Source organism: Amycolatopsis sp. NPDC059657, from assembly GCF_042734395.1.
Taxonomy (GTDB): Bacteria; Actinomycetota; Actinomycetes; order Mycobacteriales; family Pseudonocardiaceae; genus Amycolatopsis.
In genome coordinates this window covers 1-25,675 of the sequence record NZ_JBHWEB010000127.1, presented here as the reverse complement: position 1 = coordinate 25,675, position 25,675 = coordinate 1, and the positions used below count along the sequence as shown (strand labels likewise).

The 25,675-nt window shown below is 69.1% G+C and carries 26 protein-coding genes; 2 read left to right on the top strand and 24 right to left on the bottom strand.

All coding sequences use genetic code 11. From position 1 onward, the window contains the following. Positions 1 to 114: 114 nt before the first annotated feature. The 7 genes from ACFV15_RS40490 to ACFV15_RS40460 form a co-directional block, all read right to left on the bottom strand. Positions 115 to 894, bottom strand: a complete 780-nt coding sequence (locus ACFV15_RS40490) for a type III pantothenate kinase (protein WP_378357764.1) — start codon at positions 892 to 894, stop codon at positions 115 to 117. A 1-nt stretch (position 895) separates the two neighbouring features. Next, positions 896 to 1,375 (bottom strand): aspartate 1-decarboxylase, encoded by a 480-nt coding sequence (gene panD, locus ACFV15_RS40485; RefSeq protein WP_378357762.1) that lies wholly within the window; start codon positions 1,373 to 1,375, stop codon positions 896 to 898. 10 nt (positions 1,376 to 1,385) lie between these two features. After that, positions 1,386 to 2,282 carry a pantoate--beta-alanine ligase gene (gene panC, locus ACFV15_RS40480; protein ID WP_378357760.1) on the bottom strand — a complete coding sequence of 299 codons (897 nt, stop codon included), beginning with the start codon at positions 2,280 to 2,282 and terminating at the stop codon, positions 1,386 to 1,388. Beyond that, entirely contained in the window at positions 2,279 to 3,175 is an 897-nt protein-coding gene (locus ACFV15_RS40475) for a Rossmann-like and DUF2520 domain-containing protein (RefSeq protein ID WP_378357770.1), read from the bottom strand. The genes panC and ACFV15_RS40475 overlap by 4 nt, the downstream gene beginning before the upstream one ends. Before the next feature lie 127 nt (positions 3,176 to 3,302). Beyond that, entirely contained in the window at positions 3,303 to 4,406 is a 1,104-nt protein-coding gene (locus ACFV15_RS40470) for a PrsW family intramembrane metalloprotease (protein ID WP_378357768.1), read from the bottom strand. Between the two features lie 101 nt (positions 4,407 to 4,507). Further along, a complete protein-coding gene (locus ACFV15_RS40465) occupies positions 4,508 to 6,157 on the bottom strand; it encodes a DUF6779 domain-containing protein (RefSeq protein ID WP_378357759.1) in 1,650 nt (549 codons plus the stop codon). Between the two features lie 69 nt (positions 6,158 to 6,226). Continuing rightward, positions 6,227 to 6,688 (bottom strand): DUF3180 domain-containing protein, encoded by a 462-nt coding sequence (locus ACFV15_RS40460; RefSeq protein WP_378357758.1) that lies wholly within the window; start codon positions 6,686 to 6,688, stop codon positions 6,227 to 6,229. Positions 6,689 to 6,748: 60 nt separating this feature from the next. Between ACFV15_RS40460 and ACFV15_RS40455 the strand changes: the two genes are divergently transcribed. Next, complete coding sequence (locus ACFV15_RS40455) at positions 6,749 to 7,708, top strand: MerR family transcriptional regulator (protein ID WP_378357756.1); 960 nt, start codon at positions 6,749 to 6,751, stop codon at positions 7,706 to 7,708. Between the two features lie 48 nt (positions 7,709 to 7,756). Here ACFV15_RS40455 and folK read toward each other — a convergent pair whose 3' ends face one another. The 13 genes from folK to dacB all read right to left on the bottom strand — a co-directional run bounded on the left by folK (position 7,757) and on the right by dacB (position 20,863). After that, positions 7,757 to 8,257 carry a 2-amino-4-hydroxy-6-hydroxymethyldihydropteridine diphosphokinase gene (folK, locus tag ACFV15_RS40450; protein WP_378357754.1) on the bottom strand — a complete coding sequence of 167 codons (501 nt, stop codon included), beginning with the start codon at positions 8,255 to 8,257 and terminating at the stop codon, positions 7,757 to 7,759. Continuing rightward, positions 8,254 to 8,616, bottom strand: coding sequence for a dihydroneopterin aldolase (gene folB / locus ACFV15_RS40445; RefSeq protein WP_378357752.1), 363 nt, complete (start codon positions 8,614 to 8,616; stop codon positions 8,254 to 8,256). Before folB ends, folK begins: the two co-directional genes overlap by 4 nt. Next, positions 8,601 to 9,395: a dihydropteroate synthase gene (gene folP / locus ACFV15_RS40440; RefSeq protein WP_378357767.1), complete on the bottom strand. Its 795-nt coding sequence runs from the start codon at positions 9,393 to 9,395 to the stop codon at positions 8,601 to 8,603. The genes folB and folP overlap by 16 nt, the downstream gene beginning before the upstream one ends. Before the next feature lie 35 nt (positions 9,396 to 9,430). Beyond that, positions 9,431 to 10,018, bottom strand: coding sequence for a GTP cyclohydrolase I FolE (gene folE, locus ACFV15_RS40435; protein WP_378357766.1), 588 nt, complete (start codon positions 10,016 to 10,018; stop codon positions 9,431 to 9,433). A 7-nt stretch (positions 10,019 to 10,025) separates the two neighbouring features. Continuing rightward, positions 10,026 to 12,443, bottom strand: a complete 2,418-nt coding sequence (gene ftsH, locus ACFV15_RS40430) for an ATP-dependent zinc metalloprotease FtsH (RefSeq protein ID WP_378357751.1) — start codon at positions 12,441 to 12,443, stop codon at positions 10,026 to 10,028. A 220-nt stretch (positions 12,444 to 12,663) separates the two neighbouring features. Continuing rightward, entirely contained in the window at positions 12,664 to 13,449 is a 786-nt protein-coding gene (locus ACFV15_RS40425) for an ESX secretion-associated protein EspG (RefSeq protein ID WP_378357749.1), read from the bottom strand. Between the two features lie 23 nt (positions 13,450 to 13,472). Next, a complete protein-coding gene (locus ACFV15_RS40420) occupies positions 13,473 to 14,270 on the bottom strand; it encodes an ESX secretion-associated protein EspG (protein ID WP_378357747.1) in 798 nt (265 codons plus the stop codon). A 25-nt stretch (positions 14,271 to 14,295) separates the two neighbouring features. Then, on the bottom strand, positions 14,296 to 15,624 hold the full coding sequence (locus ACFV15_RS40415) for a hypothetical protein (RefSeq protein ID WP_378357745.1): 1,329 nt from the start codon (positions 15,622 to 15,624) through the stop codon (positions 14,296 to 14,298). Positions 15,625 to 15,646: 22 nt separating this feature from the next. Then, positions 15,647 to 16,009 (bottom strand): hypothetical protein, encoded by a 363-nt coding sequence (locus ACFV15_RS40410; RefSeq protein ID WP_378357744.1) that lies wholly within the window; start codon positions 16,007 to 16,009, stop codon positions 15,647 to 15,649. Between the two features lie 155 nt (positions 16,010 to 16,164). Next, positions 16,165 to 16,713, bottom strand: coding sequence for a hypoxanthine phosphoribosyltransferase (gene hpt, locus ACFV15_RS40405; RefSeq protein WP_378357742.1), 549 nt, complete (start codon positions 16,711 to 16,713; stop codon positions 16,165 to 16,167). An 11-nt stretch (positions 16,714 to 16,724) separates the two neighbouring features. After that, positions 16,725 to 17,675 (bottom strand): tRNA lysidine(34) synthetase TilS, encoded by a 951-nt coding sequence (gene tilS, locus ACFV15_RS40400; RefSeq protein ID WP_378357740.1) that lies wholly within the window; start codon positions 17,673 to 17,675, stop codon positions 16,725 to 16,727. Further along, positions 17,672 to 18,721: a zinc-dependent metalloprotease gene (locus ACFV15_RS40395; RefSeq protein WP_378357738.1), complete on the bottom strand. Its 1,050-nt coding sequence runs from the start codon at positions 18,719 to 18,721 to the stop codon at positions 17,672 to 17,674. Before ACFV15_RS40395 ends, tilS begins: the two co-directional genes overlap by 4 nt. Before the next feature lie 21 nt (positions 18,722 to 18,742). Continuing rightward, positions 18,743 to 20,863: a D-alanyl-D-alanine carboxypeptidase/D-alanyl-D-alanine-endopeptidase gene (dacB, locus tag ACFV15_RS40390; RefSeq protein WP_378357736.1), complete on the bottom strand. Its 2,121-nt coding sequence runs from the start codon at positions 20,861 to 20,863 to the stop codon at positions 18,743 to 18,745. A gap of 126 nt (positions 20,864 to 20,989) precedes the next feature. On the opposite strand from dacB, the gene ACFV15_RS40385 reads away from it, so the two are divergent. Then, on the top strand, positions 20,990 to 21,508 hold the full coding sequence (locus ACFV15_RS40385) for an inorganic diphosphatase (protein WP_378357734.1): 519 nt from the start codon (positions 20,990 to 20,992) through the stop codon (positions 21,506 to 21,508). A gap of 63 nt (positions 21,509 to 21,571) precedes the next feature. Here the strand turns inward: ACFV15_RS40385 and ACFV15_RS40380 are convergent, their stop codons facing one another. From ACFV15_RS40380 to ACFV15_RS40365, 4 genes are all read right to left on the bottom strand, one after another. Beyond that, complete coding sequence (locus ACFV15_RS40380) at positions 21,572 to 23,185, bottom strand: MDR family MFS transporter (protein ID WP_378357732.1); 1,614 nt, start codon at positions 23,183 to 23,185, stop codon at positions 21,572 to 21,574. A 177-nt stretch (positions 23,186 to 23,362) separates the two neighbouring features. Next, positions 23,363 to 24,631: a serine hydroxymethyltransferase gene (gene glyA / locus ACFV15_RS40375; RefSeq protein ID WP_378357731.1), complete on the bottom strand. Its 1,269-nt coding sequence runs from the start codon at positions 24,629 to 24,631 to the stop codon at positions 23,363 to 23,365. Between the two features lie 113 nt (positions 24,632 to 24,744). After that, positions 24,745 to 25,128 carry a hypothetical protein gene (locus ACFV15_RS40370; protein ID WP_378357729.1) on the bottom strand — a complete coding sequence of 128 codons (384 nt, stop codon included), beginning with the start codon at positions 25,126 to 25,128 and terminating at the stop codon, positions 24,745 to 24,747. Then, positions 25,121 to 25,549: an uL11 family ribosomal protein gene (locus ACFV15_RS40365; protein WP_378357728.1), complete on the bottom strand. Its 429-nt coding sequence runs from the start codon at positions 25,547 to 25,549 to the stop codon at positions 25,121 to 25,123. The genes ACFV15_RS40370 and ACFV15_RS40365 overlap by 8 nt, the downstream gene beginning before the upstream one ends. Positions 25,550 to 25,675: the final 126 nt, after the last annotated feature.

The window sequence follows — 25,675 nt, the reverse complement described above, 5'->3', positions numbered from 1 at the left end:
GGGGCGCCCCCCCCACCCCCCCGGCGGCCCCCCGCGGGGGGGGGCGCCCCGCGCGCCTAGTGTGCTGGTTTGGGTGCCGCCCCTAAACACCCGGCCATACCACTCACGACCCGTTCAGCGGGAGTTGCGTTCGAAGACCAAGCGCAGGCCGAGCAGCGTGAGGTCGGGGACGTGCTCGGTGATCGTCTCCGACTCGGCGACCACCAGCGGCGCCAGTCCGCCGGTCGCGATCACCGCGACCGGGTCGGACGGCGAGAGCTCGCGCACGATCCGTTTCACCAGCCCGTCGACCTGGCCCGCGAAGCCGTAGAGAATGCCGGACTGCAGGCATTCCACGGTGTTCTTGCCGATCACCGACCGCGGCGGCGCCAGCTCGACCTTGCGCAGCGCGGCGGCACGCGCGGCGAGCGCGTCGACCGAGATCTCGATGCCGGGCGCGAACGCGCCGCCGAGGAACTCGCCCTTGGCGGAGATCGCGTCGACGTTGGTGGAGGTTCCGAAATCGACCACCACGCAGGCCGTGTCGTGCAGGTGGTGGGCCGCCAGCGTGTTGACCAGCCGGTCGGCGCCCACCTCCTTGGGATTGTCGACCAACAGCGCGACACCGGTGCGCACACCCGGCTCGACCACGATCTTCGGCAGCCGCGGGTAGTAGCGCGTGAGCATCACCCTCAGCTCACGCAGCACCGCCGGCACCGTGGAGAGCGCGCTGATCCCGGTGACGGAGTCGGCGAGCGAGCCGAGCAGCCCGCGCATGGTCAGCGCGAGCTCGTCGGCCGTCATCCGCGCGTCGGTGCGCATCCGCCAGTCGCCGACCAGTTTCGCGTCGTCGCCGCGCCCCGAATACAGGCCCAGCACGATGTTCGTGTTGCCGACGTCGACGGTGAGTAGCAACTCAGCCCTCGGCGAGCAATGCGTCGAGCCTGGCCGCGTCGACGGTCTCGGCGACCGGGAACGCCTCCGGCAGCGTGACGGTCCCGCTCATCAGCCCGGAGCCCTCCGGCGCGTGCCCGGGGTCGATGCCCTGGTCCTGCACCCGGTTGGCGGCGTCGACGAACACGATCTTCGGCTCGTACGCTGCCGCCTCGATCGAATCCATCTGCCCATAGGAGATCAGGATGACCAGATCACCGGGGTGCACCAGATGCGCGGCGGCGCCGTTGATCCCGAGCACCCCGCTGCCCCGCTCGCCCGCGATGACGTAGGTCTCCAGCCGCGCGCCGTTCGTGACATCCACAATGGACACCTGCTCGCCCGGTAGCAGGTCGGCGGCGTCCATCAGGTCGGCGTCGACGGTCACCGAGCCGACGTAGTGCAGATCGGCCTGGGTCACCGTGGCACGGTGGATCTTCGATTTCAGCATCGTGCGCAACATGTTCGACTCCCTATTCCCCTGCCTCCGGGTGCTCGGCGGCGGCGCCGAGCAACACCGGGACGTTGTCGATCAGCCGCGTCTTGCCCACGCGTGCGGCGATCAGCAATCGTGCTTCCCCATCAGACGGCGCGGGCCCGAGATCGGTACCGCGCAGCTCGAGATAATCGACGACTACGTCAGGTCGAGTCGCCAAGGTGCGCCGCGCCGCATCGAAAACGGCGTCGGCGCCATCGCGTCCGAAGAACGCTCCCGCGGTCAGCGCCGCCGAAAGCACGACCGCGTCCTCCCGCTCTTTCTCGGACAGGTAAACGTTTCGTGAGGACAACGCGAGCCCGTCACGTTCGCGGACCGTCGGCACTCCGATCACCTTGACGCCGAAGTTCAGGTCACGAACCATTTTCTTGATCAGCACCAGCTGCTGGTAGTCCTTCTCCCCGAAGAAGGCGTAGTCCGGCCGCACGATGTTGAACAACTTGGCGACGACGGTGAGCATTCCGCCGAAATGTCCCGGCCGTACCGCGCCCTCGAGCTCGTCGCCGAGCGGGCCGGGGTTCATGGTGATCGCGGCGCCCTCGCCGTACATGTCGGAAGCCTTGGGCGTGAACGCGATCTGCACGCCGTCCTCGGCCAGCACGGCCAGGTCGGCTTCGAGCGGGCGCGGGTAGGCCTCGAAGTCCTCGCCTTCCCCGAACTGCAAGGGATTCACGAAGATCGACGCGGCGACGACGGTGTTCGGCAGCCGCTTCGCGCGGCGGAGCAGCTCGCGGTGGCCCGCGTGCAGCGCGCCCATCGTCGGCACGAGCGCGACCTTCCGGCTGACCCCGTGCAGCGCGCTCGTCACCTGGGTGACGTGCTCTGGCGGCTGGTAGGTGTTCAGGGTGCCGCGATTGAATTTGGGGCTGGTCATGGCGAATCAGGGCCTTCGTCGAGTAGTTCGGTGAGCTCTTTCGCCGTTGCCTCGCCCAGCAGCCCGGCCTGCGACGCGCGCGCGGCCGTTCGCTTGGCCAGCGCGGCATAACTGGGCGCGACGTCGGGCGCTCGCTGGGCGAGCACTTCGAGATGCGCACGGACCGTGCCCGCGTCACCACGGGCGACGGGACCGGTCAGCGCACGGTCGCCGTGCCGGAGCACATTATCCAATGCCGCCGAAAGCAAGGGCGCGACCAGTCGTTCGGCGTCGGCGATCCCGCCTTCGCGCAGCAGATCCGCGCAATCGGCGACCAAGGTCATCAAGTGGTTCGCACCATGGGCGAGCGCAGCGTGATACAGCGCCCGGCTGGCTTCGGGAATGCGGACGGGCTCGGTGCCCATTTCCATCGCCAGCGCTTCGCCGACGTTCCAGGCGGCCTCGTCACCTTCGGCGGCGGTGATGCCGATACTGCAGGTCGCGAGCCGCTCCAGATCCTCGGAACGGCCGGTGAACGTCATCACCGGGTGCAGCGCGAGCGGCAACGCGCCGAGCGCGGCAGCCGGGTCCAGCACGGCGACACCGTGCGCGCCGGAGGTATGGACCACGATCTGGCCCGGTTTGAACGAATCGGTGGCGATGAGCCCGCGGATCATGCCGGGCAGCGCGTCGTCCGGCAGCGCCAGCAGCACCAGGTCCGCCTGGCCGACGACCTGATCGGGCGGAATCAGCGGGACGCCGGGCAGCAATTGATCGGCTCGCTTGACGGAAGCGGCGGAAAGGCCGGAGGCGGCGACGACGTGATGGCCGGCACGCGAGAGAGCCGCACCGAGAACACTGCCGACGCGTCCGGCGGACACCACGCCGACCGCCAAGCGGGCAGGCCGCATCATCATGCGAAAAAGTCTCCCTCACTCGTTCCAGTCCCGCTCCGTCGCGGGTACCGGACGACGGCGAGAGAGTAGCTCTCTCAAGCCGGATCAACCGGAGATTGGTGATGAGCTTCACCCGTTGCGGGGGTCACCCACCAGTCGATTGTTCCGCCAGCCGGACGGCTTCAGCGCGCGATGAGCGAAGAACGGTCAACAGTTCGTCTTGTCGCGCCATCGCTTCTTCGGAATCGACCGGAGTACGGCGGAGAAACGCCAGTTCTGTGACGCTCGTCTGATAACGGCCGACTTCCTTCGCCGCGCGACGGCCCGACTGCCGCTTGGCCTGCTTGCGCCATTCACGCCGTCCGGACAGGCTCGCGAGCAGATCGACCTCGGAACGGGCGATCCAGCGCGCGGCGACCATGTCAGGCAGCGCGGCCGCGACGATCCGCTGCTCACGCCGCCGCTGCAGCACCACCAGCCACGCGACGCCGAGGAACATCGGCACCATGATCAGGAAATACACGTTGAGGAACGCCTTCGACCCACCGAGCACGGCGGCCCCGTTCCACAGCGCGTGCAGCAGCACCGCGCAGAGATAGCCGCCGAGCGGCGCCAGAATCCGCACCTGCCTGTTCGACGCGCTCGCGGCCAGCCCGATGCCGATGCCGGTCAGCGTGGCGAACAGCGGATGCGTGAACGGCGAAAGCACCCCGCGCAAAACGAAGGCGGCCAGCACACCCGCGCTCGTCCCGTCACCGAAGCCGGACTCCGCGAACGCACGCCCGAAGTAGTAGATGTTCTCGACGAACGCGAACCCTGCCGCGCTGAACCCGGCGTAGACGATCCCGTCGACCACCCCGTCGAACTCGCTGCGCCGCCGCCAGAACACCAGCAGCACGAACGCGCCCTTGGCGGCCTCCTCGACCAGCGGCGCGGACACGACGGCGCTGAACTTGTTGCCGTTGCCGTCACCGAGCCAGAGATCACCGACCGCCTCGGCGGTGCTGTTGATCAGCAACGCGGTGATCGTCGCGATGCAGGCACCCCAGAAGAACGCGAGCAGCAGCAGCTTCGCGGGCTCGGGCTCCCAGCGGTCGACCCACAGGAACGCGGCCGTCACCAGCCCGACGGGCACCAGCGCCGCGAGCACGCCGATGACCACCGCGAGCACTCCCACCCGCGCGGTCACGAGGCCGAACACCAGCAGCCCGCACAAGGCGAGCACGAGCACCCCGAGAACGGGCAGCATGACCGTCACCCGGCGCGGCTTGCGTGACGTGGCTGTACCTGACACGACGCGTAGAGTACGCAGGCTCTTCGGCGCGGCCCGTCAGGCACTCGCCAAACGGGTCAGTCCTCGGCGCGGCGACGGCGGCGCGGGGCCGAGTCGTTGGCGCCGTGCGCGGCGAGCAGCTCACTCACCGAACGGCCGGCGGCGTGCGAACCCGCCTCGGGGATCTCCTTGCCGTGTGCGGCGGCGGCGCGGTGACCGTTGCCGTTGGAGCCGTTCGTCCCGTTGGAGCCGTTGCTGCCATTGCTGTGGGAGCCGTTGCGGCCCTCGGGGCGCGAGTGGCTGCCGTTGGTCGCGCCATGCCGCGAGCCGTTCACCGGCTCGGCGGGCTTCTGCCAGGACGGCGGTTCGCCGTCGGGGCGGTGGCGGCGGCCGTTCGACACGGGCTCCGGCGTGACCGCGGCGGCCTCTTCTTCCTCTTCCGCGCGGCGGCGACGGCCGCCGGGGCGGCTCTGCTGCAGCTCACGGACGGCTTCGGGCAGCGTCGGGTTGATCTCGACCTTCGCGGGCTCCGGCTGACGCGGCGGTTCCGCGACGACCGGCTTCTCACGCTTGACGAAGGCCGCGCTCAGGTTGGTGGCGGTGCGCTCGCGGCGGCCGGTTTCCCAGGCGGGCTTCCACTCGCCGGTGGCTTCCTGGTTGCTCGCCGCCGCGGGCCGCTCGGGCACCTTCGGCGCGACGGGCGCGGGCTTGGGCTTGGGCGGGGGCACGCTGGCGGCAGGCCTGCCCCGCTCGACGCGGTCGAGCGCCGGACGGGTCGGCTCCGGCGCGGGAGCGACGGGCTTCATCGCCGGGCGGCTCGGCTCGGCCGGCTTGTACGGGGCGCGCGGCGGGTCGACCGGCTTGAAGGCGGGGCTCGACTCGCTCGGCCTCGGTGCGGGCTTGAGTGTCGGCTTCGGCGGCTTGACGGGCGGCATCTGGCGCTCGGTCTTCGGCTGCTCGACCGGCGTGTTGCGCGGCGTGGCCTGCGCGACCTTGATGGCCTGGGTGGCCTTGGCCGACGGAGAACTCTGGGGATGCGCGGGATCGCGGCGGACCGGCTCGGTCGGCTTCGCGGCCGTGCGCGAGGTGGTCGGGGTCTCCGGCTTCGGTCTCGCCGCCGGGGCGGGGCGGCGCTGCTCGACGGCCTTGTCCAGCACGCGCTCGATGAGCTCGGTCGGGCGCTCGGCGACCTCGACGATCTTTTTCGGCGCCATGAGCTGGGCAGGCTGCTTCTTGGGCTCGCCGTTCACCAGCCGCTTGTCGTCGTTTAGCGACCGCATGCGGGTGGCCTGCGCGGTCAGCGCGACGCGCTCGTACAGCACCTCGCCGCCGAAGAGCGACTGCAGGCTGTCGCGCAGCGCGAGCACCTCGTTGCGCAGCGCGTCGAGCTCCTCGCGGGAGTCCTCGTCGGCACGCTGCCTGGTCTCTGCTTCGATCTCCAGCTCGAACTCGCGGCGGGCGGCGACCTCACGCTCGAGCTCCAGCTCGTAGACGGCCTGCGCCTCGGCGACCGCGTCTTCGCTGTTCGCGGCGTGCTTGCGGTACTTGACCGCGAGGAACGCGCCGATGAGAGCCGCCCACAGCGCCGCGACGATACCGAGCCGGAGCCAGCGGAGATCGTCACTGAGCACGAGAGCCAGTGTCGCGCCGACCGCGAGGGTCAAGCCGACGACAAGCGACGGCCTGCCCCAACGGCGGCCGCGCGAGTCGTCACCCACGCCGGTCATAACGAACACCGTACCTTCTAGTAATCCGAACGAGACCTAGTCGGTACTTCGAGCGGTGCTTTCTTTCCGTTAACCGGTCGACGGGCCTGCGCGATCACGATCACGCGGCTCCGGCGTCCGGCAGCAATGCTCGAGCCACAAACCAGCCCCGATCAGCGCGGCGGCGCTCGCCGCACCGACAACCGCGCTCCGCAGGTCCGAAGCGGCGGCGATGAGCAGGCCACGCTTGGGCAGCAGGTAGATCACCGCGGCGAGCCAGAAGCCCAGCATGGCCGATCCGGCCAGCGAAGAAGCCTTCGCCAGCGCGACCGATCTGGCCACCGCGATGGCCTGCAGCACGCGGCCGTCCCGGATCCTGCCACGAACGGAAAAGGCGAGAAAGACTTCCAAGAGCGCGAGAACGGCCAATGTGGCGCCGACGAAAAGGGGCAGCCGCGGCAATGAACCGTACGCGACCTGCAGCAACAGGTACCCGGCCGCCAGCCCGGCGAACCCGGCGACCAGCAGCTCGCGTGGGCGGGTGAAGTGCATGTTCTCACGTTACCTGCGAGGCTTGACTCTCCAGTGGCTGGAGGGTTGAGCATGGTTCGCATGGGAAACACGGGGGCGGTCTTCACCATCGGAGAACTGGCGAAGCGGACGGGATTGCCCGTCAAGACGATTCGTTTTTACTCCGATGAGGGGCTGCTTCCACCCACCGATCGCACGCATTCGGGCTATCGCCTTTACGACATTAAGGCTATGGCCCGCCTCGAACTCGTCAAGACGCTTCGCGAACTCGGACTCGGCCTCGCCGACGTCGAGCTCGCTTTGACACGCGAAGCGAGCGTCCCGGAGATCGCGAGCCAGCACGTCGACGCGCTCGACGCGCAGATCCGGCGGCTCCGGTTGCGACGAGCGGTACTGCGAGCGGTCGCCAAGCGGGGATCCGAACTGGAGGAAGTGAAACTGATGAACAAGCTGGCATCGATGTCCGACGACGAACGCAAACGTTTGCTCGACGAGTTCTGGGACGAGATGATCGCCGGTCTCGAGGTCGACTCGGAGTTCTATACCCGGATGCGCTCGGCCAAACCGGAGCTGCCGGACGACCCGTCACCCGAGCAGCTGGAGGCCTGGATCGAGTTCGCGGAGCTGGTGCAGGACCCGGCGTTCCGCACGCTGATCCGCGAGATGAGCGAGCGGCACTCGGCCTCGGTCAAGGAAGGCACCTTCAAGGGCGATGCCGCGGTGCAGCAGAGCGACACGCAACAGGAGAACTGGTTCGCCTGGAGCACCCGCGCCCAGTCCTCGATCGACGCGGGCCGCCAGCCCGACTCGGCGGAGGGCCGCGCGCTGGCCGACGAGATCTGCGCGGCCTCGGCGGGCCCTGACCGCGACCCGTCGAACTCCCGCTTCCGCCTCGACCTGGCCGACACCATCGAGGCGGGCGGCGACGAGCGGGCCGAGCGCTACTGGCAGCTGCTGGCGATCATCAACGGCTGGCCGCCCATCCCCACCCAGATGCCGGCAGCCCGTTGGATGGTGGCCGCCATCCGCGCCTCCGTCTAGCCCTCGGGGGTCGTGAGTGTTTTGGCCGGTTAGAACCGGCCGTACCACTCACGACCCCTTAAGCCCCAGGTCCGGCCGTAGGCGTACGCCCTCCCGGTCGGCTGCGGGGAGCGCGGCGAGCAAGGCCGCCGCGCTCCCTCGGCCTGGGACTTCGGCGTCCGGGTCGATCTCCAGCCAGGGGATCAGGACGGTCGCGCGGTCCGGGGTGCCTGGGTGCGGAAGGAGCAGCTCGGGGTCGTCCGACAGCACGCCGTCGACCGTCACGACATCGACGTCGAGCGTGCGGGGACCCCAGCGCTGCTCGCGCACCCGGCCCGCGGCCTGCTCCAAAGACTGGCCGAAGCGAAGCCAAGCCCAGTGATCACGCTCGGGGTCGTCGACGACGCAGATCGCGTTCAAGAAGTCGGGCTGTTCTTCGACACCCCACGGCGCCGTCTCGTAGACGCTCGACACCGCGACCAGCCACGGCCGCAGCCCGTCGACGGCCAGCGTCAAATACCCAAAGCGGTCGCCCAGGTTCGAGCCGAGCGAAAGGACAGCGCGGCTCATCGGACCCGGTGGACGGTCACCGCGACGTCGTCGAACGTCAGCGGGATCGGGGCGGACGGCTTGTGCACGGTGACCTCGACCTCGGTGAGCCTGGCGTCCTTGGCGAACACCTCGTCGGCGATCTTGCCCGCGACGCTTTCGATCAGGTCGTACGGCTCGCCCGCGACGATCCCGGCGGCCAGCTCGGCCAGCTCTCCGTAGTGGAGTGTCTTGGTCAGATCGTCCGAAGCGGCCGCGGGCGCCAGGTCGAGCCATGCGGTGATGTCCACAATGAACTCCTGGCCATCGCGCTTCTCGTGCTCGAAGACGCCATGCCGCCCGAAAACCCTGAGCCCGGTCAGCTTTATCCGGTCCGCCATGCCTCTGCCACCTTCACCGCGTCCAGCGACGCACCGACCTCATGTACCCGGACACCCCACGCACCCGCCATCGCGGCCAGCGCGGAAATCGCGGCCGTGGCGTCCTCGCGCCCGTCCGGCGGACGCGGCGTGCCGTCCTCATCGGACAGCAACCGGCCGATGAACCGCTTGCGTGAGGCACCCACCAGGACCGGAAAACCCAAGCCCAGCAACGAATCCAGCCCACGCAGCAACGCCCAGTCGTGCTCGGCGTTCTTCGCGAACCCGAGACCGGGGTCGAGCACCAATGCCGAAGTGGACACTCCGGCGGCGACGGCGGCCTCGACTCGCTCGGTCAGCTCGGCACGCACTTCGGCGACGACATCGCCGTAGGTGGCGAGCGCGTTCATGTCCTTACTGTGCCCACGCCAGTGCATCAGGATCCACGGCACCCCGGACTCCGCGGCCACCTTCGCCATCTCGGGATCGGCCAGCCCGCCGGACACGTCGTTGATCACGACCGCGCCCGCCTCCAGCGCCGCCTCGGCCACCCGTGCGCGCGTGGTGTCGACGGACAGCGGAATGCCTTCAGCGGCAAGGGTTTTGATGACCGGCAGCACACGCGAGATCTCGGTGCCGGAGTCCACTCTGGACGCACCGGGCCGCGTCGACTCGCCACCGACGTCGATCATGTCGGCGCCCCGCGCCCACATCTCGCGGGCATGGGTCAACGCGTCGTCGAGTCCGAGATACCTGCCACCGTCCGAAAAGGAATCGGGCGTCACGTTCAGCACGCCCATCACCACACAGCGACCTGGCGACGGCAGCCCCGCGATCACCGGCGCCCCTTGATGAGGTCCAAAGCCTCCGCCCGCGAAGACGCCGACGTCTTGAGCAGCCCGCGCACCGCGGAGGTGGTGGTGCGCGCGCCGGGCTTGCGGATCCCGCGCATGGCCATGCACAGATGCTCGGCCTCGATGACCACGATCACGCCGCGCGGCTCCAGCTTGCGCATCAACGCGTCCGCGACCTGCGACGTCAGCCGCTCCTGCACCTGTGGCCGCTTCGAATACAGATCGACCAGCCTGGCCAATTTGGACAGTCCGGTGACCCGGCCATCGACGTTCGGGATGTAGCCGACGTGAGCGACGCCGTGAAACGGCACGAGATGGTGTTCACACTGGCTGAACATCGGGATGTCCGTGACGAGGATGAGTTCCTCATGCGACTCGTCGAAGGTCTTGTCCAAGACATGGTCCGGGTCGGTGTAGAGACCCGCGAACATCTCCCGGTAAGCGCGAGCGACCCGGGCCGGGGTGTCCACGAGACCATCCCGATCCGGGTCTTCACCACAAGCGAGCAATAGCTCACGAACGGCCTTCTCGGCCCGGTCCTGGTCGAAGACCCGGTCCGAGCCGAGCAGGCCATCTTCACCGTTGGGGTGGTTCTTGCCCGTCCGTGTTGTCACGCCGACGCTGCTCCTCGCCCTGCTGCTGGCCACCGGCCTGGCCGTCAAACCAGCCGTGCTCGCGCGAGCGGTCGTCGGCGGGGGGCCGCCAGGAACCGGATTGGCCGCCCGGCGAGGTCGCCGGCGTCCATCCTGGAGGAGCACCATAGTTCGGCGGGCCACCGGCCGCCGGACCACCTGCCGGACCGCCCGGCTGCTGACCACCATATGCGCCTGGCCAGTGGGCGGTGCCATTCGGTCCACCATTCGGGCGGCCGTTGGGATACCCACCGGATGACGGCGGCGGCGCGAACGGGTTCGCGGGCTGCTGCTCGGGCTGGGCCTGCTGGTAGCCGGGGCCACCGGGGAGGTCACCGGCGCCGGGCACGGACGCGACCGGGGTCGGCGCCGGCAGCTGAGCCGGCTTGTCCTCGGACGGCGGGGGCCACGGCTCGCCGCGCTCGATCGCCAGCTCGCCGGGGGTCTTGATCGGCGGCTTGTCCGACGGAGTGCGCTCACCGAACTCGTTGAACACGGTGATGTGCGGCCGCTTCTCGACCGTGGCGAAGATCCGCTCCAGGTCCTTGCGGGTCAGCGTCTCCTTCTGCAGGAGCTCGATGACCAGCTCGTCGAGCACGTCGCGGTAGGTGTTGAGCACGTGCCACGCCTCGGTGTGCGCGGTCTCGATGAGCTTGCGCACCTCCTCGTCGATCTCGTGCGCGACCTCATGCGAGTAGTCGGCCTGGCGACCGGCCGAACGCCCGAGGAACGGGTCGCCCTGCTCCTGGCCGTACTTGACCGCGCCGAGCCTGGCGCTCATGCCGTACTCGGTGACCATCGCGCGGGCGATCTTCGTCGCCTGCTCGATGTCGGACGACGCGCCGGTGGTCGGCTCGTGGAAGACGAGCTCCTCCGCCGTGCGGCCACCCATCGCGAAGACCAGCCGCCCGATCATCTCGGAGCGGGTCATCAGCTCCTTGTCGTCCTCGGGGACGAGCAGCGCGTGGCCGCCCGTGCGCCCGCGCGGCAGGATCGTCAGCTTGTACACCGGTTCGATGTCCGGCATCGCCCACGCGGCGAGCGCGTGCCCGCCCTCGTGGTAGGCCGTGATCTTCTTCTCCTTCTCGGAGATGATCCGGCTCTTGCGCGCGGGACCGCCGACGACGCGGTCGACCGACTCCTCGAGCGCCTCGTTGGTGATCACGTGCCCGTTCTGGCGTGCGGTGAGCAGCGCGGCCTCGTTGAGCACGTTCGCCAGATCGGCGCCGGACATGCCGACCGTCCGCTTGGCGAGGCTGCCCAGGTCGGTGCCCTGCGCGATCGGCTTGCCCTTGGCGTGCACCTCGAGGATGGCGCGGCGGCCGCGCATATCGGGCGCGGACACCGGGATCTGCCGGTCGAACCGGCCAGGGCGCAGCAGCGCCGGGTCGAGGATGTCCGGCCGGTTGGTCGCGGCGATCAGGATGATGCCGCCACGCGCGTCGAAGCCGTCCATCTCGACGAGCAGCTGGTTCAGCGTCTGCTCACGCTCGTCGTGGCCACCGCCGAGCCCGGCGCCGCGCTGGCGGCCGACCGCGTCGATCTCGTCGACGAAGATGATGCAGGGCGCGTTCTGCTTGGCCTGCTCGAACAGGTCACGTACTCGCGAGGCGCCGACACCGACGAACATCTCGACGAAGTCCGAACCGGAGATCGTGTAGAACGGCACCCCGGCTTCACCGGCGACGGCACGCGCGAGCAGCGTCTTACCCGTGCCGGGCGGTCCATAAAGGAGCACGCCCTTGGGGATCTTCGCGCCGAGCGCCTGATAGCGCGCGGGGTTCTGGAGGAAGTCCTTGATCTCGAAGAGCTCTTCGACCGCCTCGTCGGCGCCCGCGACATCACCGAAGGTGGTCTTCGGCATGTCCTTGTTGAGCTGCTTGGCCTTGGACTTCCCGAAGTTGAGTACCCGGTTCCCGCCGCCCTGCGCGTTGTTCATCATCCACATGAGCAACAGCAGCACGAGCACGAGCGGGATCATGTACAGCAAGATCGTCTGGAAGAACGACTGCTGACTCACCGTCGTGTTGAACTTGATCGGCTTGTCGCCGACCTTCGCGTCGTTCACCTTGGTGAACACGATGGACGTCGCGTCGGCCGGGTAGGCGGTGATGATCTTGTCGACCTGCTGGCCGTCGACGTCGATCTTGTTGACAAGGGTCAGCTTGAGCTGCTGCTCCTTGTCTTCGATACTGGCTTCCTTGACGTTCACACTGCCCGCGTTCAGCTGGGCCAACGCCTGAGACGTCGGCACCTGCGTGTAACCGCGGTTGCTGTCGAACAGCGAGCTGAACGCGAAGTAGAGCAGCAAGGCAACGGCAATCCACAGCAGTGGGTTCCTGAGAAGGCGCTTCCGGTCCATACGACTCGGCCCTGGTGGCCTCGACCCTCCCTGGTTGGGCGGTAGATGTGATATCCGCCGTCACGATCTTGACAACACGCGGTGCGTAAGAGACACCCGCTCACCAGGGTACCGTCCACGGGAAATCAGCACCTGTGTGAGCCTCTCGCTGGTCAACGGCCAATACCGCTTCCAGGTTCCCGAGCCGCGTTTGCGCAGGTGAGAGGCTTACCGTCGGTCGTCAGCGGTTGTCAGAGACGCTGGCCACCATCTCGGTCAGCCGCATCCGCAGCGTCTGCTGGTCAGCAGGTGAGACGGTCACCCATTCGCGGCCGTCCGTACCCGCTCGGGAGAGGCTGAGGTAACGCCCGGTGGCCGTGTCGAACCAGCCGAGCACCCGTGAGCGCTGCTTGCCGCCGAGGTGGTCGCGGCTGTTCGCGGCGAGCTGGCCACCGCGCAGCCTGGGCTGACCGGACAGCTCGGCGTACGCGCGCCGCTGGTCGGTGGTGCGGTCGCTGAGCGCGGCGCGGCGTTCCGCGGAACCGGCAGGCACGCGGACCGGCGCGGTGCGCACGGCCTCGTCCAGCGGCAGCGTGATCGACGACTCGGTGCCGCGCTTGCTCGCGGGCAGCACGCTGAGCACGGCCGAGATGGTGCCGTCGGCGGGCACCGGGCCGAGCCGGATGCCGCGGGCGTCCTGGACGGCCATCACGGCGGAGCGGCCGTCGGTGCCGGCGAGCACCGAGACCGGCGGGTGCTGGAACTCGGGGATGTGCAGCGCGTCGACCGAGACGGCCGGACGGGCCAGCAGCGAGAGCCACTCTTCGATGTGCGGCTCGAGGCGGCCGTGCGAGTCACGCAGGCCGCGCGCCATCAGCTCGCCGTGCGTCCGCTGGCGCAGCATGCGGCGCTCTTCCTCGGTGACACCGTGCGAGCGCACCTGCAGCGGATACGGGATCTCGCCGAGGTGCGAGTCCTCCCACAGGAAGTCGAACGCCAGCGGCGAGAAGAGTTCCTGCGGACCCACGGTGGCTTCTCCAAACAGAGTGTTCACAACATGCTCTCGGTGTTCGCCGCGCCCGCCAGCATCTCGCCGAGACGGTGCCGCAGAGCGGCCGGGTCGGCGGGCGCGATGGTGATCCAGTCCCGGCCGTCACGGCCGCGGGACGCCTGGGTGAAATACCGGCCGGTCTCGGTGTCGAACCAGCTCAGCACCGGTGAGCGCGAACGCCCGCCGGTCCTGCCGCGCGCGTTCGCGCCGATCTGGCCGCCGCGCAGCCGGGGCTGGGCGTGCAGCCTGGCCAGTGCCTTGCGGTCGTCGTCGGCCGTGGCCCTGCCGTCGCCATTGCCATGGCCGCGGCGGGCCATGAAGTCGATGCCGGAGCCGCTGATCAGCTCCTCCAGCGGCACGGTGACGGACTTTTCCGTGCCACGCGCGAGCGGCGGCAGCAGCGAGATGACCGCACTGGCCATGCCGTCCGGCTCGATCGGGTTCAGGTGCAGCCCCCGCTGGTCCTGGACGGCGAACAGGCCACGCCCGCCGAGCACGGCGGCCACCGCGAGCAGTGGCTCCGAGTCCGGCGCGTTGATCTGCATCGAGTCCAGGCTCGCGTCCGGCGCGGTGAGGATCCCGAAGTAGTCCTCGAGATGCGGCTCGGGCCGTCCAGCGGAGTCACAGAGACCCCGCTGGACGAGCATGCCCATGGTCTGGCGGCGCAGCAGCGCCCGCTCCTCCATGGTCACGCCATGAGACCGGCCACGCAGTGGATAAGGCAGTTCACCTTGCTGGCCGGACGCTTCCCACAGGAAGTCCAGCTCGAGCAGGGTGAGCAGCTCGCCGCCCGCCATCCGATCTCCCCCAAGCCTTAGGTCACTACCGGTCGTCTTCGTCCGACCAGGCGCCGATCACGGGCGAGGTCGCGGCCTGGTCGGCGCCGAAGGTGGCGTCCGGGTCGGCCTCGATGAGGAACGAGGCGTGCGTGTGCTCCTGCTCCTCTTCGGCGTGCGCGGCGTGCGCGCCACCCATGCCGCCCATGCCACCCATTCCCGGCGGCGGCGCGCCCTGGCCGCCGATGGTGCCCGCCTGGTTGACGAGACCCTGCTGCGGCTGGTTGGCCGAAGCGGCGCTCTGGCCCTGGCCGTCCTGCGCGGCGGCCTCGGTCTCCTCTGGGCCCTTGGCCTTGCTGCCGGAGCGGTTGCCCTGGCCGAGCGTGCGTGCCGCGGCGACCGCGCCGATGCCACCGGCGGCTCCGCCGATGCCGAGGCCCAGCCCGAGGTTGGAGCCACCGGGCGCGTGCGGCATGACCGGCGCGTTGCCCGCACCGGAAACCGCGCCGGCGCCGGGGCCGCCGGGAACCATCGAACCCGGCGCACCGGCCGAGCCCGCGAAGTCAGCGCCGTCGGCGCCAGCGGAACCGGGGACACCGCCGCTGTAGCCCGCGCCACGGCCGCCGGACACGAAGGCCGCGCTGCCGGTGCTGCCGACGGACATCGCGTTGATACCGCCGACCGAGTTGAAGCCGGTGTTGGTGTGCGTGCCCGCGAGCGGCTTCATGCCGAGCGAGTCGGGGCCGAAGCTCGGGGTCGTGCTGTCGACCTCGGCCAGCGACTGGGTGTACGCGTTCATCATCGCGACCTGCTGCGCCTTGACGGCGTTCGCCTGGTCGGACTTGGCCTTCTGGTCGACGGTCAGCTCGGTCGCACCGGTCGCCAGCGCCTTGGTCAGCTCGGCCGCCGGGTCGAACTCCTGCGGCGCGGGCATCTGCCGGACCCGCTCGGCCGCTTCGGCCTGCTGGCGGAGCCGCTCACCCATGACCTTCGCGGCTTCGGAAGCCTGCGAACCGGAGTTCGCGATGCCGACGAGCGCGCCCTGCGCGGCGCCCGCGCCCTTGCCGACCCAGGCGGCGCCGAGTTCGCTGATCGCGCTGTAGAGCTCGTTCGACGCGGTGTTCAGCTCGGTGCCGTGCGAGTGCCAGCCGTGGCTGAGGTCGTACGCCGACTTCGGGTTGTTGTTGGCGGTCGCCTGCTGGTAGAGCGTGGTGCTCGACTGCGCGTTCCAGTTCGGCGTCGCGGTGATCGCCCGGTCGCCGCCGACCTCGAACCCGTCGGAGCGGCCACGTGCCTGCTCGACGACGGCCGCGGCCTGCGAGTTGTCCCCCAGCGCGACCTTCGAGCCGCTGTCACTGCTGTTGTTCGGTGCCATGATTTCGAGTTACCCCTCTAACTCAGGCCTGGCGGAAGGGAGCGGCCGCGGCGTCGTCGATCTCGTGGTACTTCGACATCGCGGTGACAATGCCCTGCTCGGCCAATTCGTACTGGTGGTACAGGTTCTTGAGCGCGGCGGCGTACGACTCGCCACCACCGTCGGCACGGTTGGACGACTTCGCAGCGATGGCCGCGCCGACCGGGTTCGCACCCAGCTGCGGCGGCTGGCCGAGAGCTCCGGCGCCATTGAGAAGGGCTTCGACGGAGTCCTTGCCTGCCCGGATCTTCTTCAGGACGGCCTGTGCGGCGTCCGGGTCGACACCGATCTGGCCCGCGACAGCCGCGTCCTTGAACGCCGCCGCGTCTGCTGCGCTGTTGCCCATCTGTTCTCTCCCTGTCCCCCGGGCCCGCCACGTCGGCTACGTGGCTGAGGTCTTCGCATAGGTTAACGCAACCAAGGTGACGCTATGACGCGATTGAGAAGCTTGCGGTTCCCCGGATTCCGGCACGGAACCCGGGGCACACCGTCACCGACACGTTACGACGTGTAGACCTTCGGGTCCAATGTCCCGATGTAGGGAAGATCGCGGTAGCGCTCCGCGTAGTCGAGGCCGTAGCCGACGACGAACTCGTTCGGGATGTCGAAGCCGATGTACTTGACCGGCACATCCACCTTGACCGCGTCCGGCTTGCGCAGCAGCGAGACGACCTCCAGCGAGGCCGGGTTGCGGCTGGCGAGGTTCTTGAGCAGCCACGAGAGGGTCAGCCCTGAGTCGACGATGTCCTCGACGATGAGCACGTCACGGCCCGCGATGTCGCGGTCGAGGTCCTTGAGGATCCGCACGACGCCGGACGACGAGGTCGCCGAGCCGTACGAGGACACGGCCATGAACTCGAGCTGGGTGGGCAGTGGCAGCGCGCGAGCGAAGTCGGTCATGAACATGACCGCTCCCTTGAGCACGCCCACCAGTAGAAGGTCGGTGGACCGATCCGAGTGGTCGGCTGCGACCTGCTCGGCGAGTTCGGTGATCTTGTCGCGGATCTGCTGCTCGGTGATGAGCACGGAGGCGAGGTCGCCTTCGTACACGGTTATCCCCTTTAAGTGGTGGGCACGGGCTCGGAGAGCTTGAGCCTGCCATGCGCCCGCCTGACCTCCAAGTGCCCTGGCAGCCAAACGCCACCCTGGCCGCGCCAGCGCCCGATCAGCGCGTCTACTCCGCGTAGGTGCGCATCGGTCAATTCGGGCACGCCGGAGTCCAGTAGCCACCTGCGGATCACCCGTCGGCGCAGCGCGGGGGGCGCCGATGCGAGCACCGTGACATCGAGGCCGCCGTCGACGGCGGCGCGGGTGAAAAGGTCCGCCGCGAGTGTGTCCAACGCCTCGGTGTCCTCGCGCAGCTGCGCCGCCGTGCGGGCGAGCGCGGCCGCGACGCCGCCGGCGAGCACGTCCTCCAGCAACGGCATGACCTCCGTGCGCAGCCGGACCCTGGTGAACCGCGGATCGGCGTTGTGCGGGTCGGTCCACGGCTCGACGCCGAGCGCGGCGCACGCCTCGACGGTCGCCGTGCGCGGCACGGCCAGCAGCGGCCTGCCCCATGGCGGGTCGAGCGGTCGCATCCCGGAAACCGAACGCGGGCCACTGCCGCGGCCGAGCCCGAGCAGGACGGTTTCGGCCTGGTCATCAAGGGTGTGGCCGAGCAGCACGAGGTCACCGCCCGCTGCTCTGAGCGCCGCGTACCTGGTCTTGCGGGCCGCGGCTTCGGGACCGCCGGGGCCGGTGACGTCGACCGTGAGGACCTCGGCGGTGTCGATGCCGAGATTCACGGCCGTTTCGGCGGCTTTCTTCGCGACGGCGTCCGAGCCGTCCTGCAGGCCGTGGTCGACGACCAGCGCCCGCGTGCGCAAGGTGAACCGCTTCGCCGCGTACGCCGTGGCCTCGGCGAGCGCGAGCGAATCGGCGCCGCCGGACACCGCGACGCAGACCTCGCCTTCGACGCCGTCCAGGAACTCCCTGACCCGGCGCCGGACGAGTGCCAGCGACTCGCTCATCCGTGCAGTCGCCGGATCCACTTGTCGGGTTCGGCGATCTCGGTCCTGGTCGGCAAGGTGTTCGGCGAGCGCCAGACGGCGTTGAAGTTGTCCATCCCGACGGTGTCGATGACATGACGGGTGAACGCGGCGCCCTCGGCGTACTGGCGGATCTTGGCCTCGACGCCGAGCAGGCTGCGCAGCAGCTTGTCGAACAGGCCGCCGCCCTTGCGGCGCGCGGTGAACCGCTCGCGGATCGTCTCGACCGTCGGCACGACTTCGGGGCCGACGGCGTCCATCACGTAGTCGGCGTGGCCTTCGAGCAGCGTCGACAGCGCGATGAGCCGGTCGAAGACCTCGCGCTGCTGCGGCGACTGGAACAGCTCCGCCAGGCCGAACGAGCGGTCCTTGCGTACTTCCTTGAGCCGATCGGGCAGCGAGCTGACCAGGTTCGCGAGACCGTCGATGTCGGTGCCCGCCAGCCCGCCGATCAGCCGCTCGACCTCGTCGGCGAAGTAGTCGCGCAGCCAGCCGACCGCGGTGAACTGGAGGCGGTGCGTGCACTCGTGCAGGCAGACCCACATCCGGAAGTCCTTGCCTGGCACGTTCATCGCCTGCTGCGCCGCGACGACGTTCGGCGCGACCAGCAACAGCTTGCCGTCGCCTTCCGGCCCGGCGAACGGGTCGTACTGGCCGAGCACCCGCGACGCGAGGAACGAGAGCACCACACCGGTCTGCACACCCGCGCTGCCAGCGAGCAGCGGCGCGAGCGGCCCGCCTTGGCTGCGCGGCATGGACTTGCTGGTCAGCGCGTCGAGTCCGGCGGCGGCCGAGCGCACCCAGCCGGGCCGGTCGACGACCTCGCCCGGCAGCAGCGGCAAGCCGGCGCCGAGCCCGGTCAGCTCGCGGACATGGCCTTCGGCGTCGACGGTCAGCTCACGCAGTTCGGTGACCGCCAGATCGGCTTCCTCGCGAGGCACCGCCGGTCCACTGCGGACCAGGAACGCACCCGTGGACGCGGCCACCGACCAGTCGATCAGCGGTCTCGTCTGTGTTTCCTCGCTCACTCTTCTGACGCTACAGCTTGTTCACTTGCAGCCGCAGCCTCGAAGTTTCGCCGCGACGACATCGAGCGCCGCCCGTACCGAGTCCGTGTCCGAATTACCGGCCGTCGAAGACATGAGCGTGAACACCAGCACCCGGCCGTCTGTGTCCAACACCACTCCGGCGAGCGTGTTCACGCCGGACAGCGTTCCGGTCTTCGCGCGGATCCAGCCCTTGCCGTCGCTGGAGTTCGAATCGTCGTAGCGCTTCTCCAGCGTGCCGCTGCCACCCGCGACCGGAAGCCCGGCGAGCAGCGGGCGCAGCTTGGCCGTGCGCGGGTCCTTGCCGTCGGGACCGGCGGCGACCGCGAGCACCTGGCTGAGCACCTTGGCCGGGATCTTGTTCAGTGTGGACAGTCCGCTGCCATCGGAAAGCTCGACGCCGGTGAGGTCGAAACCGTTCTGCTTCAACACATCCAAGGTCGCCTTGGCGCCACCGGCGAACGAGGCCTCGCCCTTGGTGGCGATCGCGACCTGCCGCGCGAGCACCTCGGCGAGCAGGTTGTCCGAATGCACCAGCGCCGCGTTCGTGAGCTCGGTCAGCGGAGCCGACTTGATCTCACCGAGCACCTTCGCGCCCTCGGGCGCGGTGGCCGTCCCCGCCGCCGAAGCGCCGAGCTTCTCCGCGAACTTCTGGGCGAACACACCCGACGGGTTCGACACGCGCATCGAGTGGTCGTCGAGCGGGGCGGTGCGGCCGCCGTCGATCATCACGGGCGCGACCTGCGCCATGAACGTCGACGGCGCGTCAGCGGCGGCCCAGCCGGGCGCGGTCGCGCTCCCGGCGAACGCGGAGAGGTCGAGCTGGATCTTCTTGATGTCCGGGTTCGCCTTCTTCACCTGCGCGACGAGGTCGTCGAGGTGCGCGGAGCCCGGATAGAAGTTGTCCTTGCCGGCGGCGAACGCGTTGAGCGTGACGTCGCCGCCCGCGACCACCACCGCCGTGCCGGGCTGAGTGCCCTGCACGACCTTGGTCGAGAGCTGGAACCCGTGGTCGACCGCGAGCAGCGCGGCCGCCGCGGTCAGCACCTTGGTCGTCGACGCCGGGGTCAGCGGCTCGCTCGAGCCCTTGTCCCACAGCACCGCGCCGTTGGCCGGGTCGACGACGCTGCCGGTCAGCTTGCCGAGCGTGCTGCTGCCCGCCGCCGCCTTGACGGCGTTGGCCACCCCCTCCGCGGTCGGCGCGGCGCCGTCGGTGTCGGGACCGTGCAGCGAGAGCGTGACGGCGACCGGCACCGGCTCGTCGCCCTTCGGCGCGTTCGGCGCCCAAGGCAGCTTGAAGCGGTTGGACACCTGGGGCAGCGCCGAGGCGACACCCAGCGCGACGACCAGCAGCAGCACGAAGACGCCGATGAGCAGGCCGCGCTTCTTGCGCTTGGGCTTCGGCTCGTCCTCGGCCTTGGTCACCGGTGACTCGGTGGTCGCTTCCGCCGGGTGGGACTCGCCGGTCGGCTCGATGCGGATCGGCGCGGCCATGTGCGGTGCGGGCGGCACCGGCTCCGGCTGGCGCGGGGGTTCGCGGCGCTCCGGTGGCTGTTGCTGCTGCTCAGGACGTTGCGGTTGGCGAACCTGAGGCGGCTCGGGACGCTGGGGCTCGAGCCGTTGCATGTCGATGCGCTGGGGCGGCTGCTGGTCAGGGCGCTGCTGCTGCGGCGGCTCCGGACGGCGTTGCTGCTGCTCGGACCGCTGCTGTTCCGGCCGCGGTGGCTGCTGCTCGGGCCACTGTTGTTCCGGCCGCGGTGGCTGCTGCGACTCGGGGCGCTGCTGGTCTGGGCGAGGTTGCTCGGGGCGCTGCTGCTCGGGCCGCGGCGGCTGTTGCGGCTGATCCTGCTGGCCGACCGGCTGTGGCGGCGCCTGGCGGGCCCAGGGCTGCTCCTCCTGTGGCGGAGGCGGGACCTTCGCCGCGAACCAGGACTTCGGCTCCTGTTCCGGCGTGATCTTCGGCACCGTGAAGTTGTCGGTGGGGCCGCCGCCCGAGCCGTTCGAGGCGGGCGGCGGGACGCGTAGCTGAGCGGTGGACTGGCCGTCGTACTCCTGGTCGGGCAGCTTGGCCGAGCCCGTGTCCTCGTCGGACGACGGCCACGACGGCTCTTCGGAATCCGGCACGAACCACTCCTTCACAGGGGCCAAGCTCACACGCCCCGCAGCCGACACGGATGCGACTTATGAAGGGGGCGTAGTCCACACTAGTGAAGTCAATAATGCGAACAGTGTGAGAGCAGCGAGGAAGTCGTGGAGTTCGACGTCACGATCGAAATCCCCAAAGGGGAACGTAACAAGTACGAGGTTGACCACAAGACGGGCCGGATCAAGCTCGACCGGACGCTCTTCACGGCCACCCAGTACCCGGCGGACTACGGGTTCATCGACGACACCCTCGGCCAGGACGGCGACCCGCTCGACGTGCTGGTGCTGGTGCAGGAGCCGACCTTCCCCGGTTGCCTGATCCGCTGCCGCGCGATCGGCATGTTCCGGATGACCGACGAGAAGGGCCCTGACGACAAGGTCCTCGCGGTCCCGAACAACGACCCGCGCCTGGAGCACCTGCGGGACATCCACCACCTCAACGAGTTCCACAAGCTGGAGATCCAGCACTTCTTCGAGGTGTACAAGGACCTGGAGCCCGGCAAGAGCGTCGAAGGCTCCAGCTGGGTCGGCCGTGTCGAGGCCGAGGCCGAGATCACGCGGTCGTTCGAGCGTGAGACCGACCGTCTGGCCAAGGAAGCCGTCGACGGCCCGGCCGCGCACTAAGAACACATGTGAAGGACCCCTTCACCCAGCCTGGCTGGATGAAGGGGTCCTTCACGCTTTTCGTCAGTGTGCGAAGGCCAGCTCGCGGGTCTCGTCGGCGCGCTGTTCCAGCGCCGACTTCTCGGCGAGCGGGTTCTCCTTGAGCAGCCAGACCAGCGCGAACCCGGCGGCCAGCACGATCCCGCCGACGGTGAACACCGTGCTCATCGAGCTGGCGAACCCTTCGAGGATCGGCCTGGCCAGCGCCGGGTCGAGCTTCGCCAGCGACGAGGTGTCGTTGATGTCGAACTTCATCCCGCCGGGGTTCGCGGCCAGCGCCGCGGCGTAGGACGGGCTCGCGGCCGCCGAGCGGACCGCGGCGGCGATCCGGTCGCCGACCGTGCCGAACAGGATCGACATGAACACCGCGGTGCCCGCCGTGCCGCCGATCTGCCGGAAGAAGGTCGCCGACGAGGTGGCCACGCCGATGTCACGCGCCGGGACGTCGTTGGTCGCGGCCAGCTGCAGCGTCTGCATCGACGAGCCGAGGCCGAGCCCGATCACGAAGGCGATCGCCATGACCACGGCCATCGGGGTGTCGACGCCGATCGCCGAGAGCGCGAACAGCGCCGCCGACATGAGTCCCAGCCCGGCGACCGCGAAGGCCTTGTACCGGCCGGTCCGCGAAATGACCTGCCCGCTCAGCATGCTGGCGCTCATGATCCCGACGGTCAGCGGCAGCATCTGCAAGCCTGCCTGTGTCGGCGTCGCGCCCTTGACGATCTGCAGGTAGAGCGGCAGCGACATCATCGCGCCGAACATCCCGACGCCCTGGATCACGGTGACCATGGTCGCGGTCCGGAACACCGGGCGGCCGAACAGCCGCAGCGGCAGCAGCGCGGCGTCGCCCATCCGGCGTTCCTGCCAGATGAAGGCCAGCACCCCGAGCCCGCCGACGATGTACATCGCGATCGAACCGGCCGAGCCCCAGCCCCATTCGCGGCCCTGCTCCGCGACGATCAGCAGCGGCACCAGGCCCGCGGTCAGCGCGACCGCGCCCCAGTAGTCGACCTTCTGCTCGACTCGGGTGTGCGGGATGTTCAGCACCTTGCTGACCACGACCAGCGCGGCCAGTGCGATCGGGACGTTGACCAGGAACACCCAACGCCAGCCGGTGACGCCCGCGAAGGAGTCGATTCCGGCGAAGAAGCCGCCGACCACCGGGCCTGCGACGCTGGAGATGCCGAAGACGGCCATGAAGTAGCCCTGGTAGCGGCTGCGCTCACGCGGCGCGGTGATGTCGGTGATGATCGCCAGCGCGAGTGACATCAGGCCACCGGCGCCGAGCCCCTGGAACGCGCGGAACGCGGCCAGTTCGTACATGGATCCGGCCATTCCGCTGGCCAGTGAGCCGACGAGGAACAGGCTGATCGCCGTCAAGTACATCGGCTTGCGGCCGTAGAGATCGGAAAGCTTGCCGTAGAGCGGGGTGGAGAGCGTCGCGGTGATGAGGTAGGCGGTGGTCGCCCAGGCCTGCAGGCTCAGTCCGTGCAGCTCGTCAGCGATGGTCTTCATCGCCGACGACACGATCGTCTGGTCCAGTGCGGCCAGGAACATGCCGAGCATCAGCCCGGACAGCACGGTCAGGATCTGACGATGGGTCAGCTTGCCCCCTTCCGCGGTGGCGGTGTCACTCATGGGAACTCCTCTGAAGTCTGGGTTCGTAGTTGCTTGCATCAGTCAACTACTTGCTGGACGCAAGTATTCCCCCAAGAGCTTGCATGGAGCAACTAAATTCCCGTGTGACCCTCGTTACTTACCCCCAATGTGGCTTTCGTCAGCTCGGAGCTGACGAAAGCCTCATTGGGATTTTTTTCAGCCGGCGTAGCCAGGGATCGGGAACGGGGCCAGGAACTCCCGGATCTCCGCGGCGATGGTGTCGAGCGCGGCGGTCTCCTCGGCGGCGGCCGCGGTGACCGTGCGCTCGATCCAGTCGGCGACGTGGACCTGGTGTTCCGGCTTCAAGCCACGGGTGGTGATCGCCGAGGTGCCGAGCCGGATGCCGGACGGGTCGAACGGCTTGCGCGGGTCGAACGGGACCGTGTTGTAGTTCAGCTCGATGCCCGCGCGGTCCAGCGCCTGCGCGGCCGGCTTGCCCGCGACCGACTTGTTGGTCAGGTCGATCAGCAGCAGGTGGTTGTCCGTGCCGCCGGACACCAGGTCGTAGCCGCGCTCGACCAGCGCTTCGGCCAGCGCCTGGGCGTTGGCGACGATCGTGTGCGCGTACGTCGAGAACTCCGGCTTCTGCGCCTCGCCGAGCGCGACCGCGATCGCGGCGGTCGTGTGGTTGTGCGGGCCGCCCTGCAGGCCGGGGAAGACGGCCTTGTCTACGGCCTTCGCGTGGTCGGCGTCGGACAGGATCATCGCGCCGCGCGGGCCGCGCAGCGTTTTGTGCGTGGTAGTGGTGATCACCTGGGCGTGGCCGACCGGCGACGGGTGCGCGCCGCCGGCGACCAGGCCCGCGATGTGCGCGATGTCGGCGACGAGCACCGCGCCGACCTCGCGGGCGATCTCCGCGAACGCCGGGAAGTCGATGGTGCGCGGGATCGCGGTGCCACCGGCGAAGATCAGCTTCGGCCGGTGCTCCAGCGCGAGGTCACGCACCTGGTCGAGGTCGACCCTGCCGGTCTCCTTGCGCACGCCGTAGCGCACCGGGGTGAACCACTTGCCGGTCGCGGACACGCTCCAGCCATGCGTGAGGTGACCGCCGTCGGGCAGCGCCATGCCGAGCACGGTGTCACCCGGCTGAGCGAAAGCGAGATATACGGCGAGGTTCGCCGGAGAGCCGGAGTACGGCTGGACATTGGCGTGCTCGGCGCCGAAGACGGCCTTCGCCCGCTCGATGGCGAGCTTCTCGACCTGGTCGATGAGCTGCTGGCCCTCGTAGTAGCGCTTGCCTGCATAGCCCTCGGAGTACTTGTTCGTCAGTACCGTGCCGGTCGCTTCGAGCACCGCCTGCGAGACGTAGTTCTCCGAAGCGATGAGGCGGATCTTGTCGTGCTGGCGCTGGGCTTCCTGTTCGACGAGCCCGGCGATGGCCGGGTCGGTGGCGGCGAGCGCGTTGAGAGCGGGCTGGTGCGTCATAGGCATGCTCCTGCCTGGGGGGTCGACACCCAGGCGCGCGGTGCCGGCCTTGTGATCGCTTCCCGGTGGTGCTCCACCTTAGTTTCGCGCCAGTCGCTGCTGCGTTAGTCATCTTAGCGGCGATGGTCAACGCACCAGCGCCGCGTGCAGCCACTCGTTCGGTCACAGAAAACCTGATCACACGCTTCGCAACGCTTGACGCGACGCCACCCGCCGACGGCGACGAGTTCCGCCATTCCCGCCGCCGCTTCGACGAGTTCGCCCTCGCGTTTCGTTCCGACATAAACGATCCGCCACGCGCTGCCGGTGTCGACGAGCCGCGGCCGCGCACCGGCTTCGGCGAGGATGCCGTTGAGCCGCCGCGCGGCCGCCTGCTCGTCAGGCAGTAGCCCCGCGACGGCAGTCAACGCCGGATTCCCTTGCCGCAGCAGCCTTTCCGTGACGCCGAGTTCCGGCTCCAGTGCCCGGAACGGCGGCACGACAGCGTGTTTACGCATCCACGGAAACCCCCATGGAGCGAGCGGTGCCCGCGACCGTCCGCATGGCGGCTTCGAGATCGTTCGTGTTGAGGTCCGGCAGCTTGCGCTCGGCGATCTCCCGCAGCTGCGCACGGCTGATGCTGCCCGCGCTCACCCGCCCCGGCTGCGCGGACCCCTTGCCGCCCAACGCTTTCCGGATGAGGAAAGCCGTCGGCGGCGTCTTCAGCCGCAGCTCGAACGACCGGTCCTCGAACACCGAAACAACGACCGGCACGACATCGCCACGCTGCGCCGACGTCGCCGCGTCGTACTGCTTCTTGACCTCGACCAGGTTGACCCCGGTCTGCCCGAGCATCTTGCCGAGGTCGACCACCGGCGCGTTGCCGGCGGGCAGCTCAAGGGTCACCTGGTGACTGAGTTTCTTGATCTTCGGAGCCATACCCGAAGACGTTAAAAACTCCAGTCACTGGAGAGTCAAACCCGAAAAAAATCCCAATGTGTCGTTCGTCAGCTCTGGAACCCCCAATGTGGCGTTCGTCAGCTCAGGTCGGGAGAAAGCCACCAA